The 16212-nt window shown below is 58.8% G+C and carries 15 protein-coding genes; 4 read left to right on the forward strand and 11 right to left on the reverse strand.

Annotation, left to right across the window (positions count from 1 at the left end):
* The first annotated feature begins 18 nt into the window (after positions 1-18).
* A complete protein-coding gene (locus KVG95_RS27725) occupies positions 19-708 on the forward strand; it encodes an energy-coupling factor ABC transporter permease (RefSeq protein ID WP_217858670.1) in 690 nt (229 codons plus the stop codon).
* A gap of 63 nt (positions 709-771) precedes the next feature.
* The gene (locus KVG95_RS27730; protein WP_007938959.1) at positions 772-987 is read left to right on the forward strand and encodes a hypothetical protein; all 216 of its coding nucleotides are present in this window, start codon (positions 772-774) and stop codon (positions 985-987) included.
* 9 nt (positions 988-996) lie between these two features.
* Here KVG95_RS27730 and yacG read toward each other — a convergent pair whose 3' ends face one another.
* Genes yacG through pilB form a run of 5 tightly spaced genes read right to left on the reverse strand, consistent with a single transcriptional unit; the run spans position 997 to position 5608 of the window.
* The gene (yacG, locus tag KVG95_RS27735) at positions 997-1197 is read right to left on the reverse strand and encodes a DNA gyrase inhibitor YacG (RefSeq protein ID WP_077750267.1); all 201 of its coding nucleotides are present in this window, start codon (positions 1195-1197) and stop codon (positions 997-999) included.
* The gene (coaE, locus tag KVG95_RS27740) at positions 1194-1817 is read right to left on the reverse strand and encodes a dephospho-CoA kinase (RefSeq protein WP_052967650.1); all 624 of its coding nucleotides are present in this window, start codon (positions 1815-1817) and stop codon (positions 1194-1196) included. The genes yacG and coaE overlap by 4 nt, the downstream gene beginning before the upstream one ends.
* Complete coding sequence (locus KVG95_RS27745) at positions 1814-2686, reverse strand: prepilin peptidase (RefSeq protein WP_123357381.1); 873 nt, start codon at positions 2684-2686, stop codon at positions 1814-1816. Before KVG95_RS27745 ends, coaE begins: the two co-directional genes overlap by 4 nt.
* 1 nt (position 2687) lies before the next feature.
* Positions 2688-3905 (reverse strand): type II secretion system F family protein, encoded by a 1218-nt coding sequence (locus KVG95_RS27750; RefSeq protein WP_217858671.1) that lies wholly within the window; start codon positions 3903-3905, stop codon positions 2688-2690.
* A 2-nt stretch (positions 3906-3907) separates the two neighbouring features.
* Positions 3908-5608, reverse strand: a complete 1701-nt coding sequence (pilB, locus tag KVG95_RS27755) for a type IV-A pilus assembly ATPase PilB (protein WP_217858672.1) — start codon at positions 5606-5608, stop codon at positions 3908-3910.
* Positions 5609-5834: 226 nt separating this feature from the next.
* Here pilB and KVG95_RS27760 point away from each other — a divergent pair, with 226 nt between their 5' ends.
* Both KVG95_RS27760 and KVG95_RS27765 read left to right on the forward strand, forming a co-directional pair.
* A complete protein-coding gene (locus KVG95_RS27760) occupies positions 5835-6257 on the forward strand; it encodes a pilin (RefSeq protein ID WP_217858673.1) in 423 nt (140 codons plus the stop codon).
* Between the two features lie 316 nt (positions 6258-6573).
* A complete protein-coding gene (locus KVG95_RS27765) occupies positions 6574-6930 on the forward strand; it encodes a BON domain-containing protein (protein WP_123721427.1) in 357 nt (118 codons plus the stop codon).
* A 282-nt stretch (positions 6931-7212) separates the two neighbouring features.
* On the opposite strand, the gene KVG95_RS27770 is transcribed toward KVG95_RS27765, so the two are convergent.
* From KVG95_RS27770 to panD, 6 genes are all read right to left on the reverse strand, one after another.
* Entirely contained in the window at positions 7213-7509 is a 297-nt protein-coding gene (locus KVG95_RS27770; RefSeq protein ID WP_217858674.1) for a DUF2845 domain-containing protein, read from the reverse strand.
* A complete protein-coding gene (locus KVG95_RS27775) occupies positions 7509-10499 on the reverse strand; it encodes a DUF748 domain-containing protein (protein WP_217858675.1) in 2991 nt (996 codons plus the stop codon). Before KVG95_RS27775 ends, KVG95_RS27770 begins: the two co-directional genes overlap by 1 nt.
* 61 nt (positions 10500-10560) lie before the next feature.
* The gene (locus KVG95_RS27780; protein WP_217858676.1) at positions 10561-11577 is read right to left on the reverse strand and encodes a class I SAM-dependent rRNA methyltransferase; all 1017 of its coding nucleotides are present in this window, start codon (positions 11575-11577) and stop codon (positions 10561-10563) included.
* Between the two features lie 217 nt (positions 11578-11794).
* Positions 11795-13732, reverse strand: a complete 1938-nt coding sequence (gene acs, locus KVG95_RS27785) for an acetate--CoA ligase (RefSeq protein ID WP_217858677.1) — start codon at positions 13730-13732, stop codon at positions 11795-11797.
* 202 nt (positions 13733-13934) lie between these two features.
* The gene (gene pgi, locus KVG95_RS27790) at positions 13935-15599 is read right to left on the reverse strand and encodes a glucose-6-phosphate isomerase (protein ID WP_217858678.1); all 1665 of its coding nucleotides are present in this window, start codon (positions 15597-15599) and stop codon (positions 13935-13937) included.
* Between the two features lie 230 nt (positions 15600-15829).
* Complete coding sequence (gene panD / locus KVG95_RS27795) at positions 15830-16210, reverse strand: aspartate 1-decarboxylase (protein ID WP_008153310.1); 381 nt, start codon at positions 16208-16210, stop codon at positions 15830-15832.
* Positions 16211-16212: the final 2 nt, after the last annotated feature.

Genomic DNA, 16212 nt, shown 5'->3' on the forward strand with positions numbered 1-16212 from the left:
GCCGAAGAAGGCACGCCCATGATTGGCGCCGAACTGTTGTCATCGCAAAGCCTCACAGTTGGCTGGCTGATTTACGTGCCGGTAGTGATCTGGGCTGTCTGTCGAACGCCTTGGGTTGAATTGTTCAGCGATAGCCGCCGTCAGCATCTGTTGTTCGGCACGGTGTTCGCACTGTTCATGCTCTGGCTGGTGCGACGAGACTTCGACACTGGCGTGTCCTATCACTTCATCGGCATGACGGCAGTGACGCTACTGCTGGATTGGCCGTTGGCGATTGTCGGCGGGTTGGTCGCGCAAGCGGGATTGGTGCTGCTCGGGCGGCAGGACATGGCGGCCATGGGGGTCAACGGCGCGTTGCTGATTCTACTGCCGGTGCTGGTCACCGAGTGCTGCGCAATCCTGGTCGAGCGCGCGCAGCCGCGTAATCCCTTTGTGTACATCTTCTGTTCCGGCTTTTTTGCCGCCGCGTTGTCGGCCCTGTTGTGTTTGATTCTGGCGCTCACATTGCTGTGGTACGACGAACGTTTCGCCATGCCCTATTGGCTGGAAGATTTTGTCGGTTATCTATGGCTGCTGATTTTTCCGGAAGCGTTTATCAACGGCATGGTGGTCAGCGCATTGGTGGTGTTCTGCCCCGAATGGCTGGAGACGTTCAATCGCACGCGCTACCTTTCGGCGCCCTGGAAAGACGACGATCCCAAATCTTGATCCACATCAAATCCAAAAAACGTTGCCGAATCCATGCTCTGGAAAACCTTCAGGAGCAATGGCATGAGTGTGTATGAGTGGGCGAGGCAGGAGTTGCGTCAGAGTCTGGATGTGGCGCAAGAGGTGGGCTTCGATCCGGGGTTGAGCCTGCGCGCCTTGCTCAGTGCGGTGGTGCAGCAGAGCAAGGCGGTACGCAATATAGAAGACCTGGCCGATGAGTTGCGGTTTCTCGCCGAGAACCTCGACGAGGGCCAGGACTATGGCTTTATGCGGCCCTGAGGGGCGGGATCAGTGACGCGGGTCGAAGTCTTCGCTGAACATTTCGTCTTCGGCATCCGGGCTCACCGGAATCTTGTGTTCTTCCGACGCCCAGGCGCCCAGGTCGATCAGTTTGCAACGGTCTGAACAGAACGGCCGGAACTTGTTTTCGGGGCTCCATTCGACAGGGGCGCCACAGGTTGGGCAATCGACGGTTGGGGTTTGGCTCATGACTGGCCTCCACGCAAAGTAAGGTAAAAGTGATGCAGGCGTTCGACCTCGCTGTGCAGCCAGGCGAGGTCGCGGTCGTTGACTACCACATCATCGGCATGGCTCACGCGGTCCTGTCGGCTGGACTGGGCCTTGAGGATCGCCTGGACCTGCTGTTCGCTGGTCTGGTCACGCTGCAGGGTGCGTTCGATCTGTAACTGTTCCGGGGCATCGATCACCAAAACCCGTTGGGTCATGGCGTACTGCCCGGACTCGATCAGCAGAGGCGAAACCAGAATCGCGTAAGGCGATTGTGCCTTGGCCAGATGGTGGGCGATCTCTTCGGCGATCAGCGGATGCAGCAGCGCTTCGAGCCAGCGGCGTTCATCCGGCACTTCGAAGATCAGCTTGCGCAGCGCCGCGCGATCCAGTTGGCCATCGGCTTGCAGCACGCCGGGGCCAAAGTGCTCGGCGATCTTCGCCAGTGCCGGGCGACCGGGTTCGACTACCCAGCGAGCCGCATGATCGGCGTCCACCACGTGCACGCCCAAGTCGATGAAGTGCTGGGCGGCCGCGCTTTTGCCGCTGCCGATGCCGCCGGTCAGGCCGAGAATCCAGGGTTTTTCCACAGGGGTATTCATTTCAAACCGACAAACTGCCAATAGAAGCCGGTTATTTGACCACCCCAGAGCAAGGCAATCCAGCCGGCAATGGCCAGATAGGGGCCAAAGGGCAGCGGAGTCGAGGTTTTTGCGTCCCGCAGGCGCAGCAAAATCACCCCGATGATGGCGCCCAGCAGCGATGACAGCAGGATGGTCAGCGGCAGAATCTGCCAGCCGCCCCAGGCGCCGAGCATCGCCAAGAGCTTGAAGTCGCCGTAGCCGATGCCGTCCTTGCCGGTGATCAGCTTGAACAGCCAGAACACCGTCCACAACGCCATGTAGCCGGCCACCGCGCCCCAGAGCGCGTCATGCAGTGACACGAAGAGCCCGAAGCTGTTGACGATCAACCCCAGCCATATCAACGGCAGCACTAGCACGTCCGGCAACAGCTGGTGTTCGGCGTCGATCAGGCTCATCGCCAACAGACCCCAGCTCAGGACGAGCACCATGCAGGCCTGCCAACCGAAACCGAAATGCCAGGCGACGAACGCCGACAGCACGCCGCAGGCCAGTTCGGTGAGCGGGTAACGTTTGCTGATCGGCGTCGCACAGTTCGAGCATCGCCCACGTAAAAACAGATAACTGAGTACGGGAATGTTTTCCCACGCTCGAATCCGATGGCCGCAGTCGGGGCACTCGGAGTGAGGCAGTATCAGGTTGTAAGCCGGGCCGGGGGCTTCGGGTGGCAAATCCAGGACGTCATGGGCCTGCAGGCGCCATTCACGCTCAAGCATTTTCGGCAGGCGCCAGACCACCACGTTGAGAAAACTGCCGATCAGCAAACCGATCACCAATGCGGTGATCGTGAAGGCCAGCGGGTTGAGACTCAGAAATTCGTTCAAGGACATATCAGATCGCTGAGCCAAGTTGGAAGATGGGCAGGTACATCGCAACCACCAGGCCGCCGACGATAACCCCCAGCACCACCATGATGAAAGGCTCCATCAGACTGGTCAGGTTATCGACCATGTTATCCACCTCGTCCTCATAGAAGCTCGCGACCTTGTCGAGCATGTCGTCCAGTGCGCCGGACTCTTCGCCGATGGCCGTCATCTGGATCGCCATGTTCGGAAAGATGCCGGAGGTGCGCATGGCAAAATTCAGCTGCATGCCGGTTGAAACGTCCTGCTTGATGCGTAACACCGCTCGCTTGAACACGATGTTGCCGGTCGCGCCCGCCACTGAATCCAGGGCTTCGACCAGTGGCACCCCGGCGGCAAACGTGGTCGACAAGGTGCGGGCGTAACGGGCCACGGCAGACTTGTACATGAGCGCGCCCACCAACGGCAGTTTCAGCAGCCAGGTGTCCATCCGGTCCCGAAAGTCCGGGGACTTTTTAAAGGCATGGCGGACACCGAAGATAAGTGCGCCCAGCATGCCGAGCACCATCCACCACCAGGCCTGCAGGAACTCCGACAAGCCGATGACCATCACGGTGAACGCCGGCAGCTCGGCGCCAAACCCCGAGAACACCGACTCGAATTGCGGCACCACCTTGACCAGCAGAATCCCGGTCACAATGATCGCGACGAACACCACCGCCAGCGGGTAGGTCATGGCTTTCTTGATTTTGGCCTTGAGGCTTTCGCTCTTTTCCTTGTAGGTCGCCACCCGTTCCAGCAGGGTATCCAGAGCCCCGGCCTGTTCGCCGGCATCCACCAGGTTGCAGTACAGCTCATCGAAGTACTGGGGTTTTTTGCGCAGGGCTGCGGCGAAGCTGTTACCAGCCGCGACTTCCTGTTTCACCTCGTCCACCAGCTTGCGCATGTTCGGGTTATCGAAGCCTTCGCCGATAATGTCGAACGATTGCAGCAGCGGTACGCCGGCTTTCATCATGGTCGCCATCTGCCGGGTAAACAGGGCAATGTCCAGGGCCTTGATGCGTTTGCCGGCAGTGAAAATGGACGCGGTTTTTTTCCGCACCTTGCCCGGGTTGATCCCTTGCTTGCGTAACTGGGCCTTGATCAGCGCGGGATTCTGGCCGGTCAATTCGCCGGTCATTTTTGTGCCTTTTTTGTCTGTGCCTTCCCAGGCATATATGCTGATTTTCGCTGCTTTGACCGCCATGTTCAGTCCTTCGTGACCCGATTGATTTCTTCAAGGCTGGTGATGCCTTGCATGGCCTTGAGCAGGCCCGAAGTACGCAGGTCGTTGAAGCCGTCCTTACGCATCTGGATGTCGATTTCCAGTGAATTGCCTTCAGCCATGATCAGCCGTTGCAGGTCTGGGGTGTTCTTGACCACTTCATAAATCCCTACTCGCCCTTTGTAACCGTTGTTGCACTGATCGCAACCGACCGGTTCATAGATCGTGAACGAGCCAATGCGTTCCTCGGGAAAGCCTTCCTTGAGCAAAGCCTCGCGGGGAATCTCGATCGGCTTTTTGCAATGGCTGCACAGTTTACGCGCCAGGCGCTGGGCGATTATCAGGCTGACCGAGGTCGCGATGTTGAACCCCTGAATCCCCATGTTGTGCAAGCGGGTCAGGGTTTGCGCGGCGCTGTTGGTGTGCAGTGTGGAAAGCACCATGTGCCCGGTCTGGGCGGCCTTGATGGCGATTTCGGCGGTTTCGAGGTCGCGGATTTCACCGACCATGATCACGTCCGGGTCCTGACGCAGAAACGAGCGCAGCGCCTGGGCGAAATCCATTCCCTGCCTGGGATTGACGTTGACCTGGTTGATGCCTTCCATGTTGATTTCTACCGGGTCTTCGGCGGTGGAAATATTGATGTCGACGGTGTTGAGGATGTTCAGGCCGGTATAGAGCGACACGGTCTTGCCCGAGCCGGTGGGGCCGGTCACCAGGATCATTCCCTGTGGCTGCTTGAGAGCGGCCATGTACAGGTCTTTCTGGTCGGGTTCGTAGCCGAGGGCATCGATGCCCATTTGGGCACTGGATGGGTCGAGGATCCGGATCACCACTTTCTCGCCCCACAGGGTTGGCAGCGTGTTGACCCGGAAGTCGATGGACTTGCTTTTGGACAGGCGCATTTTGATTCGCCCGTCCTGGGGTTTGCGCCGCTCGGAGATGTCGAGACTGGCCATGACCTTCAGCCGCGAAGCAATGCGGTTGGCCAGTTGTGTCGGTGGCCTGGCGACCTCCCGCAGCATGCCGTCGGTGCGCATCCGCACGCGGTAGATTTTTTCATAGGGTTCGAAATGCAGGTCGGAAGAGCCGCTCTTGATCGCGTCGAGCAACATCTTGTGGACGAAGCGCACCACCGGCGCGTCATCGGCATCCTGGCCTACGATAGAGTCCTGTTTCTGCTCGTCGACCGACTCGATATCCAGCCCATCGAGATCGACGTCGGCCATGTCTTCCAGGCCGGTGGAGTGGTTGTCGAAGAATTTTTCGATGGCGTCGCTGAGCTTGTCTTCCTCCACCAGAATGGCTTCAGTACTCAGCCCGGTGCTGAACTGGATGTCGTTGATGGCTTGATGATTGGTCGGGTCGGAAATCCCCACGAACAGCTTGTTGCCGCGCCGCCAGAGGGGCAGGGCGTGGTGCTGACGGATCAGCTTCTCACTGACCAGCCCTCGGGGTTGGGTGTCCTTGTCCAGGCAGTTGAGGTCCAGCAGGGCCATGCCGAAATGCTCCGAGGCCACCTCGGCGACCTGCCAGCTTTTCAGCAGTTTGTTTTGCACCAGATAGCTGACCAGCGAGATTCGATTGCGTTGGGCTTGTTGATACGCCTGTTGCGCACTTTGATCAGTGATCAGCTCGGCCAGCACCAATTGCTTGGCCAGACCGCTAAGGGCAATGTCATTCATTGGGATACCGGACGCAGACAGTTAATGACTTATAGCCTAGTCAAGCAGTGGAACCAAACCAGCCGGGGTGAGGTGACAAAAAGTGTCAGATAGTGCGGATCCGTGTAGTAGGAAAGGTCTTTGTCGCGATCTCGCGCCCCGCAGGCGGGGGCGCGCGCGGCTTGGCATGACCTGTGCTGCGCCTTGTTCAGATCATGAGATTTCGACTCATGCATGGAGCCTGTCTATGAAAAATCAAAAAGGTTTTACTCTGATCGAGCTGCTGATCGTGGTGGCGATCATCGGGATTCTGGCGACGTTTGCGTTACCGCAGTATTCGAAGTACCAGGCGCGGGCGAAGGTCACCGCTGCTCTTGCAGAAATCTCGGCACTGAAGGTGCCTTTCGAAGACATCATCAACCAAGGTACTAACCCTACTCTTGATCTGATCGGCGGTACGGCGACCACGGGTAATTGCACAATTACGGCATCGGGTACCGCCTCTTCCGGTGCGGGCACTATCGGCTGCACGATCCTCAACGCTCCTGGGCCGGTGCTCAGCAAAACCATCACGCTTACACGCACCCTTACCGGTGGCTGGACATGCGCCACCACAGCTGAACAGGAATACGCGCCTAAAGGCTGCACTGGCGCTGCCGCTGCCGGCTGATTTATTGTCATCCTGCCAATGCCCCGCGTTTCACGACGCGGGGCATTTTTTTGCTAGTCTTTTGTGGGCCAATTCAATAATCAAGAAAACCCCCGACAATTCATGGCCTTAGGCCTGCGCTAAAACCCGCATGTTGCATGTAGATAATTTCGCAGTCATGCAATTTGCATGATTTCGAAAATCGCCATTGTGTCTAACATATTGATTTAAAAGGTTTTATTTTTTATGTGGCTGTTGGCACAACGTTCGCACTATCTCCTGTAACCCTGCTGACAAGACACGCAGCAGACTTTCCAGAAATACAGGAGTTACTCGTATGAAGAAGTTCGCTATCGCTGCCGCTACTGCTACCGCGTTGACCCTGACCATGGCCAATGCCGCATTTGCACAGACCACCCAAGCGACTCAGGCACCTATGATGCTGGCCGCCGGTGAAGTTACTGAAGCGAAAGAGGATGTTTCCGATACCTGGATCACGACCAAAGTCAAAGCAGACCTGGTGACCGAAAAAGGCATCCCAGGCACCGACATTAAAGTCGAAACCAACAAAGGCGTTGTTTCCCTGTCTTCCATGACTGTTCTGACAGACGCTCAGAAAACAACCGCTGTGGCTATCGCCAAGAAAATCAAAGGGGTCAAAGATGTGTCCGCTGACGGCCTGAAATCCGAGTAAGGCAAGGCTTCTCGCCTGGACCGGGAGAAGGTGCGGTAGACGGGCCGAGTCATACGTCTGCCGCGACTTGAGAGTTCATGCGAAGGCCACAAGGACGTGGCCATTACAGGCCCCGGCATTCGTGTCGGGGCCTGTTCTATTGCGGGCTACGCAAAACAACTGTGGGAGCGGGCTTGCTCGCGAATGCGGTGTATCAGTCAACATTGATGCCGACTGACACACCGCCTTCGCGAGCAAGCCCGCTCCCACATTGACTGGCACCCACATTGGTTTGTGGTGGATTTAATTGCCGCGCTTGCTGGTGATTCGAACCAACCGGTTGCCTTCAAAGCGCAGGTACTGGTACATCCCGCTGTTGGGCCCGTAGGTCCATTCCTCGACCTGAAACTCTTCCCGCCGATTGGCGCTGCGCTTGTAGCCCAACACGTCGCGGGCAATGGGCTCTCCGCATTTTTGCAGCACTTCGCCGGACCTGTCCCCGACGCTGATCAATTGACTGCCGCATCGCAAGGTATCGGCCGCCGCAGCCTGACCGACAGCCAACCCCAGGGCCAAATTCAGAAGCCAGCGAGCGCCCATCACTCGGCATCCAGATGCATGGGGGTGATAACACGGCCATCGCCTTCTGCCTCACCAAGGCTGGCGTCGATGAAGTACACGCGGTCATCGGCCAACTGACCCTTGTCCACCAGATAATCCTTGATGCTGCTGGCCCGTTCTTGACCCAGTTGACGCAACAGCACCTCGCTGGAACTCCAGAACGCGATCACGCCTTCACGCATTTTTTTGCTGCGTTCTTCCTTGCCCAGATCCTTCCATTCGGCGGGCGGCTGAGTCTTGAGGCGTGTGCGGTAGATCCCTTCAAGCAGCGGGCCTTTCTCGTTGTCCGGCACTTTCAGCAACGACGCCTGAGCCGGCACTTTGTCACCGCGGCGCTGGAGCATTTTGTAGTAGTTGTATTGGTATTCCCGCTCCAGACGTTGCTCGGCAATCAGCGGGCCATCGCTGGTCTTGGCGGCAGTGCCTTCGATTTCCAGGCGCAGGGCCGGACGTTCCTTGAGCGCCTGAGACAATTTGACCAGCGCTGTTTCAGCGTCTTTGCTCAGGTCGCTTGAACCCGGTGCAAATGCCACGGTGCCCAAGTCTTCCGAACCACCACCGCTCACCAGCCCGCCAATCATTTTGAATGGCGCTGCGGCTGCTTTCACGATCAGGTTGCGCAGGGTCTGCCAGATAATAGGCATGACACTGAACTGTGGATTGTTCAGGTCGCCGCTCACCGGCAGCTCGATGGAAATCTTGCCGTCGACATCCTTGAGCAAGGCAATCGCCAGTTTCAGCGGCAGGCTCACGGCGTCTGGACTGTCGACCTTTTCACCCAGTTGCAACTGCTCGACCACCACTTTGTTTTCGGCCAGGAGCTGGCCGTTGGTGATCTTGTAATGCAGGTCGAGATTGAGCCGGCCCTTGCGGATACGGTAACCGGCGAACTTGCCGGAGTAGGGCGTCAGGGTGGTCAGTTCCACCCGTTTGAAACTGGTGGCGATGTCCAGGCTGGCCATCGGGTCGAACGGGTTGACCGAACCCTTGATGGTCACCGGTGCATAGCGGTCGACCTTGCCTTTGACGTCGACACTGGCCGGTTTTGCCTGGCGGCTGTCGATGGTGCCGATCTTCCCGTTGAGCTGTTGAACAGCTGTGGCGAAGTTCGGGGTCAGGCTGAAGTCGGCGAAGTTTGCCGAACCGTCATTGATGGTAATGCCGCCAATGTGGATGCCCAGCGGTTTTTCTTTTCCGGCGGCGGGCTTGGCCGCAGCGGTGGATGTAGCGCCGGAGTCAGCCGGTTGCGGGATCAGCAGGTCATCGATGTTGGTGGTGCGGTCATCGTTGATCATGAAGCGCGCATAAGGCTGGAACAGGTTGACCTTGTCGATCGACAGGCTGTCGCCATGTTGATAATTCAGACCTTCGAGCACCAACTGTTGCCACTTGAGGAAGTCGCGGGTTTTCAGGGTGTCGAGGGTGTGCAGTTGATCGACCTGGGCGCGGCCGGTGACGTTGAACGCCAGCGGCTCAGTGCTTTTCAGGTCGACCGCCAGATCACTGCCAAGCATGCCGCTGCGCAGCTCGAGACGAATGAACGGGTTGATGTAGGACTGGGCGACGCGCAGGTCGATGTCCTTGGTCTGCACGTTCAGTTTGGCGCTGATCGGAGCCAGATTGACCACGCCATCCGCGGTGATCTTGCCTTGCTTGCCCACACCGGTGTCGAGCTTGAGGTTGAAAGGTGAGCCATTGAGGCTGTCGAAATTTTGCAGGTCCAGGTTCAGTGGGCCCAACTCCAGCGCCACCTCCGGTTGTGCCTTGCGGTCGGCCAGGTGCACCTGATAATCACGCAGCTGCACGTCTTTGAGCAGCACCTGCCAAGGCTTGCTCGGCGCGCTCGGTTCAGGCTTCGGCGAATCGGCAGCCGCTGGTGCGCTGATTGGCTCGGCATTGGCTTTGGCGGCCGCCTTGGACGGCTGACTGGCGAACAGTTTTTGCCAATCGAGTTGCCCATCGGCCTCGAGGGCGGCCCAGGTTTCCAGTTTCTGACTGCGAATTTTGCCGACCACTACTTGCTGTTTGGCCAGGTCCACGGTGGTTTCGCTGATGTCCAGCCGCTCGAGCTTCGCCAGCGGTCGACCGTCCGGAGTCTTGATGGCAAAAGGCGCGATGCTGACGGCAACGTTGCTCAGCAGCAGTTCGGTTTCCTTGGCCAGGTTGAGTTTGTAGTCGGTGCTGAGGCTGACGACGCCATCTTCGAGTGCGAGTGGCACAGCATCGCGCACATAGGGCCAAAAGGATTTCATCTTGCCGTCGGTGATTTTCAGCTTACCTTCGGAGGCGATCGGGATCAGGCTGAAGTTACCGGTCCAGTCGATCTGCCCACCTGCCGGGCCGACGGCCACCAACGTCATGTCGGCGCTGTCTTCGGGCAAGGTGCTGAGGTTTTTCAGTTCGAAGTCGAGTTTGTCGTAGAGGAATTCGATGGGTTCGCTGGGCCGTGCATCCTCGAAATGGACGGAGCCGCTGGCCAGTTTGATCCGCTCCACGCGCAGCGGGAATGGTTTGGCGTCCGGATCGGCCGGGGTCGGTTCGCTGGCGGGGATCTTGAACAGGCCGAGCAGGTTGAGTTTGCCGTCCTTGCCGAAAAGGATTTCGGTCTTGGGTTTGTCCAGTTCGATATCGGACAAGTGCAGCGCCTTGGTCCAGAGGCTGTCGATCTGCAGGTTGGCGTACAGACGTTCGAAGCCCACTTGCTCTTTGCCCGGCTCGCCGATGACCAGGCCCCAAAGGGTGACTTCAAGACTGAACGGATTGAGTTCGATCCGCGAAATCGTGGCGGGCGTCGTGGCGTAGTTGGCCAATTGTTGGTTGGCGACCCGCAACGCGATGCCCGGCAAAATCAGAAACCCCAGCAGGCTATAAAGAGCCAGGGCAGTCAACAAGGCGCCGATAGCGCGAATCAATCCTTTGGGCATGTGCGGCTTCATTTGTCGGAATCGGAGTGCCTTGGAGTATGGCATGCGTTTGCGGTTCCGAAGCAACCAGGCTTTATAGGATTTATCTGATTATCGGCGTGGACTTTCAGAGCTGCAGGATCAGCGTTTTCAGTGGCGGCTGCTGATCCATCGACGGGAAATCGCTGCCCGGCGTCAGCACGCTCCACTCACGCACCGGGCGCCCGGCCTTCTCTGCGCAGCGCAAAACCTGCTCGCGCCAATCGTCCATGCTGACCTTCGCCAGGTTGTTGCAGCAGATCAGCACGCCATCGTCGGCAGTGGTCAACAGCGCCGGTTTGAGCAGGCTTTGATAGTCACGCAACAGGTCGACCGTGCCGAAAGCGCTCTTGGCCCAGGCCGGAGGATCAAGCAGCACCAGATCGTACTGACGTGGGTCCAGACGTTGATAGCTCGGCAGTTTCTGGCCGCGACGCTGGCTGATCGGCAGACCGGCCAATTGACGAATCGCCGGGAAATAATCGGACTGGATGAATTCCATCGTCGGCAATTGCGGGTTGAGCAGACCGTTCTCGCGGCCGACCGCCAGATTGCCTTCGGCAAAGTCCAGGTTGCACACCTCGCTCGCACCCCCCGCCGCAGCGCTGAGGCCGACGCCACAGGTGTAGGCAAACAGGTTCAGCACACTTTTGTTTTTGCTGTGCGCCTTGACCCAGCCGCGAGCGTTGCGCAGGTCGAGAAACAGCAATGGGTCCTGGCCGGCGTGGCGCCCGCGAACCCGGTAGTTCAGTCCCCATTCGTGACCGATCAAATCTTGCAGGGCGGCTTCGTCGGCGCGGTAGACGGTGTCTTCGCGGTCGATGCGCGAGTTGCCACGGGAACGGTCGTTGTAGACCAGCAGGGTGTCGAGGCCTAGCTGCTGATTGACGATCTCATGCAGTTGCAGCAGGGCGTCACGCTCCAGTGCCTGATGAAAACTCTGCACCAACAGTTGCGGACCGTAGCGGTCGATGGTCAGGCCGCCGGCGCCTTCCTGGCTGCCGTGGAACAGGCGATAGCAATCGGTGCCCTGCTGATGCAACTCGGCAAGCAGGTCCTGACGATGATCGAGGGCGGCGCGCAGCGCCTGATTCAAGGAAGACATGCTAAGCGCCTTGCAGGAGGGAATTGGGGGCGCGGGAGTTTAACAGCTATGGGCTTTGAGTTTTGTGGGCAAATGTGTGGGATGTGGTGGCTGTGAGGGCGTCTTCGCGAGCAAGCCCGCTCCCACACAGGATTGATGAACGACACAAATTCACTGTGGGAGCGGGCTTGCTCGCGAAGCTTTTAAGCTCTTTCGATGGCCAATGCACAACACGGGCTCATTGGTTCAGCCGCTGATCGATCAACCCTTGCACCACACTCGGGTCGGCGAGGGTCGAGGTATCGCCCAGGCTGTCCAGTTCGTTGCAGGCGATCTTGCGCAGAATCCTGCGCATGATTTTGCCCGAGCGGGTTTTCGGCAGGGCCGGAGCCCATTGGATCAAGTCCGGTTTGGCGAAGCTGCCGATTTCCTTGCTGACATGCGCCAGCAATTGTTTCTTCAGTTCGTCGTTGGGTTCGGTGCCATTCATGGGCGTGACGAAGGCATAGATGCCCTGGCCTTTGACGTCGTGGGGGTAACCGACCACGGCGGCCTCGGCGATGCTGTCGTGCAGCACCAGCGCGCTTTCAACTTCGGCCGTACCGATGCGGTGCCCGGAGACGTTGATCACGTCGTCGATGCGCCCGGTGATCCAGTAGTCGCCGTCCTCGTCGCGACGTGCGCCATCGCCGGTGAAGTAATAGCCGGGGTAGGGCTTGAAGTAGGTTTCGATCATCCGTTTAGGGTCGCCGTAGACGCTGCGGATCTGCGCCGGCCAGCTGGACTTGATGGCCAGTATGCCGCTGCCAGCGCCTTTGATTTCCTTGCCGTGTTCGTCGAGCAGTACCGGTTGCACGCCGAACATCGGTTGAGTAGCGCAACCGGGTTTGATCCGTTGGGTGCTGACCAGCGGGCTGAGCATAATGCCGCCGGTTTCGGTCTGCCACCAAGTATCGACAATCGGGCAGCGCTGCTCGCCGACCGTATTGAAATACCACTCCCAGGCTTCCGGGTTGATCGGCTCACCGACGGTGCCGAGTAACCGCAGGCTCTCGCGGGACGTTTCCTTTAACGGTTCGGGGCCTTCGCGCATCAGCGCACGCAGGGCGGTTGGAGCGGTGTAGAAGATGTTCACATGGTGCTTGTCGATCACCTGCCAGAAGCGCGAGGTGCTGGGGTAGCTCGGCACGCCTTCGAAGATCAGCGTGGTCGCCCCGTTGGCCAGCGGCCCGTAGACAATGTAGCTGTGGCCGGTGACCCAGCCGACATCGGCGGTGCACCAGAAAACTTCACCGTCGCGATAGTCGAGCACGTACTTGAAGGTCATGGCAGCTTGCAGCAAGTAGCCGCCGGTGGTGTGCAGCACGCCTTTGGGTTTACCGGTGCTGCCGGAGGTGTAGAGAATGAACAGCGGGTCTTCGGCGTCCATCGGCTCTGGCGGGCAGTCGTCGCTGACGTCGCGCAAAGCCTGGTGGTACCAGATGTCCCGATCGTCGACCCAGTTAACCTGGCCTTGGGTACGTTCGACCACGATCACGGTGTTCACGTCGGGGCAGCTTTGCACCGCCGTGTCGACGTTCTGTTTGAGCGGCACGAATTTACCGCCGCGCACGCCTTCGTCGGCAGTGATCACGGTGCGGCAATCGGCGTCGAGGATCCGGTCACGCAGCGAGTCCGGGGAGAAGCCGCCGAACACCACCGAATGAATCGCGCCGATCCGCGCACAGGCGAGCATGGCGTAGGCGGCTTCGGGGATCATCGGCATGTAGATGCACACGCGGTCGCCTTTCTTCACGCCACGGCTTTTGAGCACGTTGGCCAGTCGGCAGACGTTGTAATGGAGTTTTTTGTAGGTGATCTGGGCGGATTCGGCGGGGTCATCGCCTTCCCAGATGATCGCGATTTGATCGCCGCGTTTTTCCAGGTGACGGTCGATGCAATTGTAACTGACGTTTAACTGTCCACCAGCGAACCAGCTCGCCTCACCGGTTTTCAGGTCGTAACGCTGGACGGTTTGCCACGGTGCGCTCCAGTCGAGAAAGCGTGTGGCCTGTTCGGCCCAGAAGGTGCTGGGGTGCTCGATGGATTGGCGGTACAGGCGTTGGTAGTCGTCTTGACTTAACTGTGCAGCCCGGCGGACGGCATCGGCTTTGGGGAACGTGCTGATATCGAACATGACGGTTCCTTATTCTTGTTACGACAAGTAATAAAGATGCGCCCTGTGAATTTTGAGTTCAAGTGTACGTAGAACCAATGTGGGAGCGGGCTTGCTCGCGAAAGCGGTGTGTCATTCAACATTGGTGTCGACTGATACACCGCTTTCGCGAGCAAGCCCGCTCCCACAGGGTCAGTGATGACCTGTGGGAAAGAGTCTCAAATCACCCGCGGTGACGACCGCGGAAGTAGTTGATCAAACCTTGGGTGGAGGCATCGTCGGCCGGGCTTTCTTCGCTGCCGACCAGGCGGTTGTAGACGCCTTTGCCCAGTTCCTTGCCCAGCTCCACACCCCACTGGTCGAAGGCGTTGATGCCCCAGACCACGCTTTGCACGAAGACTTTGTGTTCGTACAGCGCCACCAGTGCGCCAAGACGACGCGGGCTGATGCGTTCGACCACCAACGTGTTACTCGGACGGTTGCCCGGGATCACCTTGTGCGACGCCAGCTTCTGCACTTCGTCCTCGCTCATGCCCTTGTCACGCAGCTCGGCTTCGGCCTCGGCGCGGGTCTTGCCCAGCATCAGTGCCTGGCTTTGCGACAGACAGTTGGCGTACAGCCACTGGTGGTGGTCGGACACCGGGTTGAAGCTGACGATCGGCACGATAAAGTCGGCCGGAATCAGCTGGGTGCCCTGGTGCAGCAACTGGTGGTAAGCGTGCTGACCGTTGCAGCCGACGCCGCCCCAGATCACCGGGCCGGTATCGGTGGACACTGGCGTGCCGTCCTGACGCACGCTCTTGCCGTTGGATTCCATGTCCAGCTGTTGCAAGTGTTTGGTGATGTTGCGCAGGTAGTGGTCGTACGGCAGGATCGCGTGGCTTTGCGCGCCCCAGAAGTTGCCGTACCAGACGCCGAGCAACGCCAGCAGCACCGGCATGTTCTGGTCGAATGGCGCGCTCTGGAAGTGCTGGTCCATGGTGTAGGCACCGGACAGCAGTTCCTTGAAGTTCGACATGCCGATGGCCAATGCAATCGGCAAACCGATAGCCGACCACAGCGAATAACGCCCGCCGACCCAGTCCCACATCGGGAAGATGTTTTCTTCGCGAATACCGAACGCCACCGCTGCCGCGTTGTTGCTGGAAACGGCGATGAAGTGACGGTACAGCTCGGCTTCCGAACCGCCCTGAGCCAGGTACCAGGCGCGTGCGGCCTGGGCGTTTTTCAGGGTTTCGAGGGTGTTGAAGGATTTCGACGAGACGATAAACAGCGTGGTCTCGGCGCGCAGCTTCATGGTCAGTTCGTGGAATTCACTGCCGTCGATGTTCGCCAAGTAATGGCAGCGCACGCCTTTCTGGGCGTAGGACAGCAGCGCTTCGGATACCAACTCAGGGCCGAGGAACGAGCCACCGATGCCGATATTCACCACGTCAGTGATCGGCTTCTCGGTGTAACCGCGCCACAAACCATCGTGGATGCGGCCCACGAGGTCGGTGATCTGGTTCAGCACCTTGTGCACATCGGGCATCACGTTGACGCCGTTGACCGACAGCTTGTCGCCCACCGGGCGGCGCAGTGCGGTGTGCAGCGCGGGGCGGCCTTCGGAAGAGTTGACGATTTCGCCATCGAACAGCGCTTTGATCGCGCCTTTGAGGTCGACCTCGTTGGCGAGGCCCACCAGCAGATTGCGGGTCTCGGCGTTGATCAGGTTTTTCGAGTAGTCGAGAAACAGGCCGCAGCTGCTAAGGGTGAATTGAGTAAAGCGCTGCGGATCGGCATTAAAGGCTTCGCGCATGCTGAAATCCTGCATGGCTTGGCGGTGGTCATTCAGCGCTTGCCAGGCGGGCAGAGCGGTAACGTCGTGAGGAGTGCGGTAATACGCCATCGCTGCGGTTTTCCTTTTTACTTGAACGGCCTTTTGAACACTAAAATCCCGGAGCGCTGCGGGTGGGCGTCCGGTCAACTGCGTCGACACGATTTCATGGCGCAGGGCGAATACAGTAAACCTCGCGCTGCAATCTGTCTTGACTTTGTCTGACCTGCTCCCGGTACTTTTTTAACATTTAAACAGGGAGCAGTCCGACAAACGGAAGGCTGACAGGGGGAGGGACTCGATCAGGCGACCTGAACCGGAATGGCATTACTGGTGTGGCTCAACTCGTTACCCGGCGCCATGTAGAGCATGCGCGGTTTGAAGTTGAGCAGCTCGGCTTCGCTGTAGTGGGCGTAAGCGCAGATGATCACGCGGTCGCCGACCTTGGCTTTGTGCGCCGCGGCACCGTTGACCGAAATCATGCGCGAACCTTCTTCGCCACGAATCGCGTAGGTGGTGAAGCGTTCGCCATTGTCGATGTTGTAGATCTGGATCTGTTCGTACTCACGGATGCCGGACAGGTCCAGCCATTCGCCGTCGATGGCGCAAGAGCCTTCGTAATCGAGTACAGCGTGGGTGACTTCGGCGCGATGCAGCTTGGCCTTGAGCATGATGGCGTGCATGA

Source organism: Pseudomonas farris (genome assembly GCF_019145235.1).
GTDB lineage: Bacteria > Pseudomonadota > Gammaproteobacteria > Pseudomonadales > Pseudomonadaceae > Aquipseudomonas > Aquipseudomonas farris.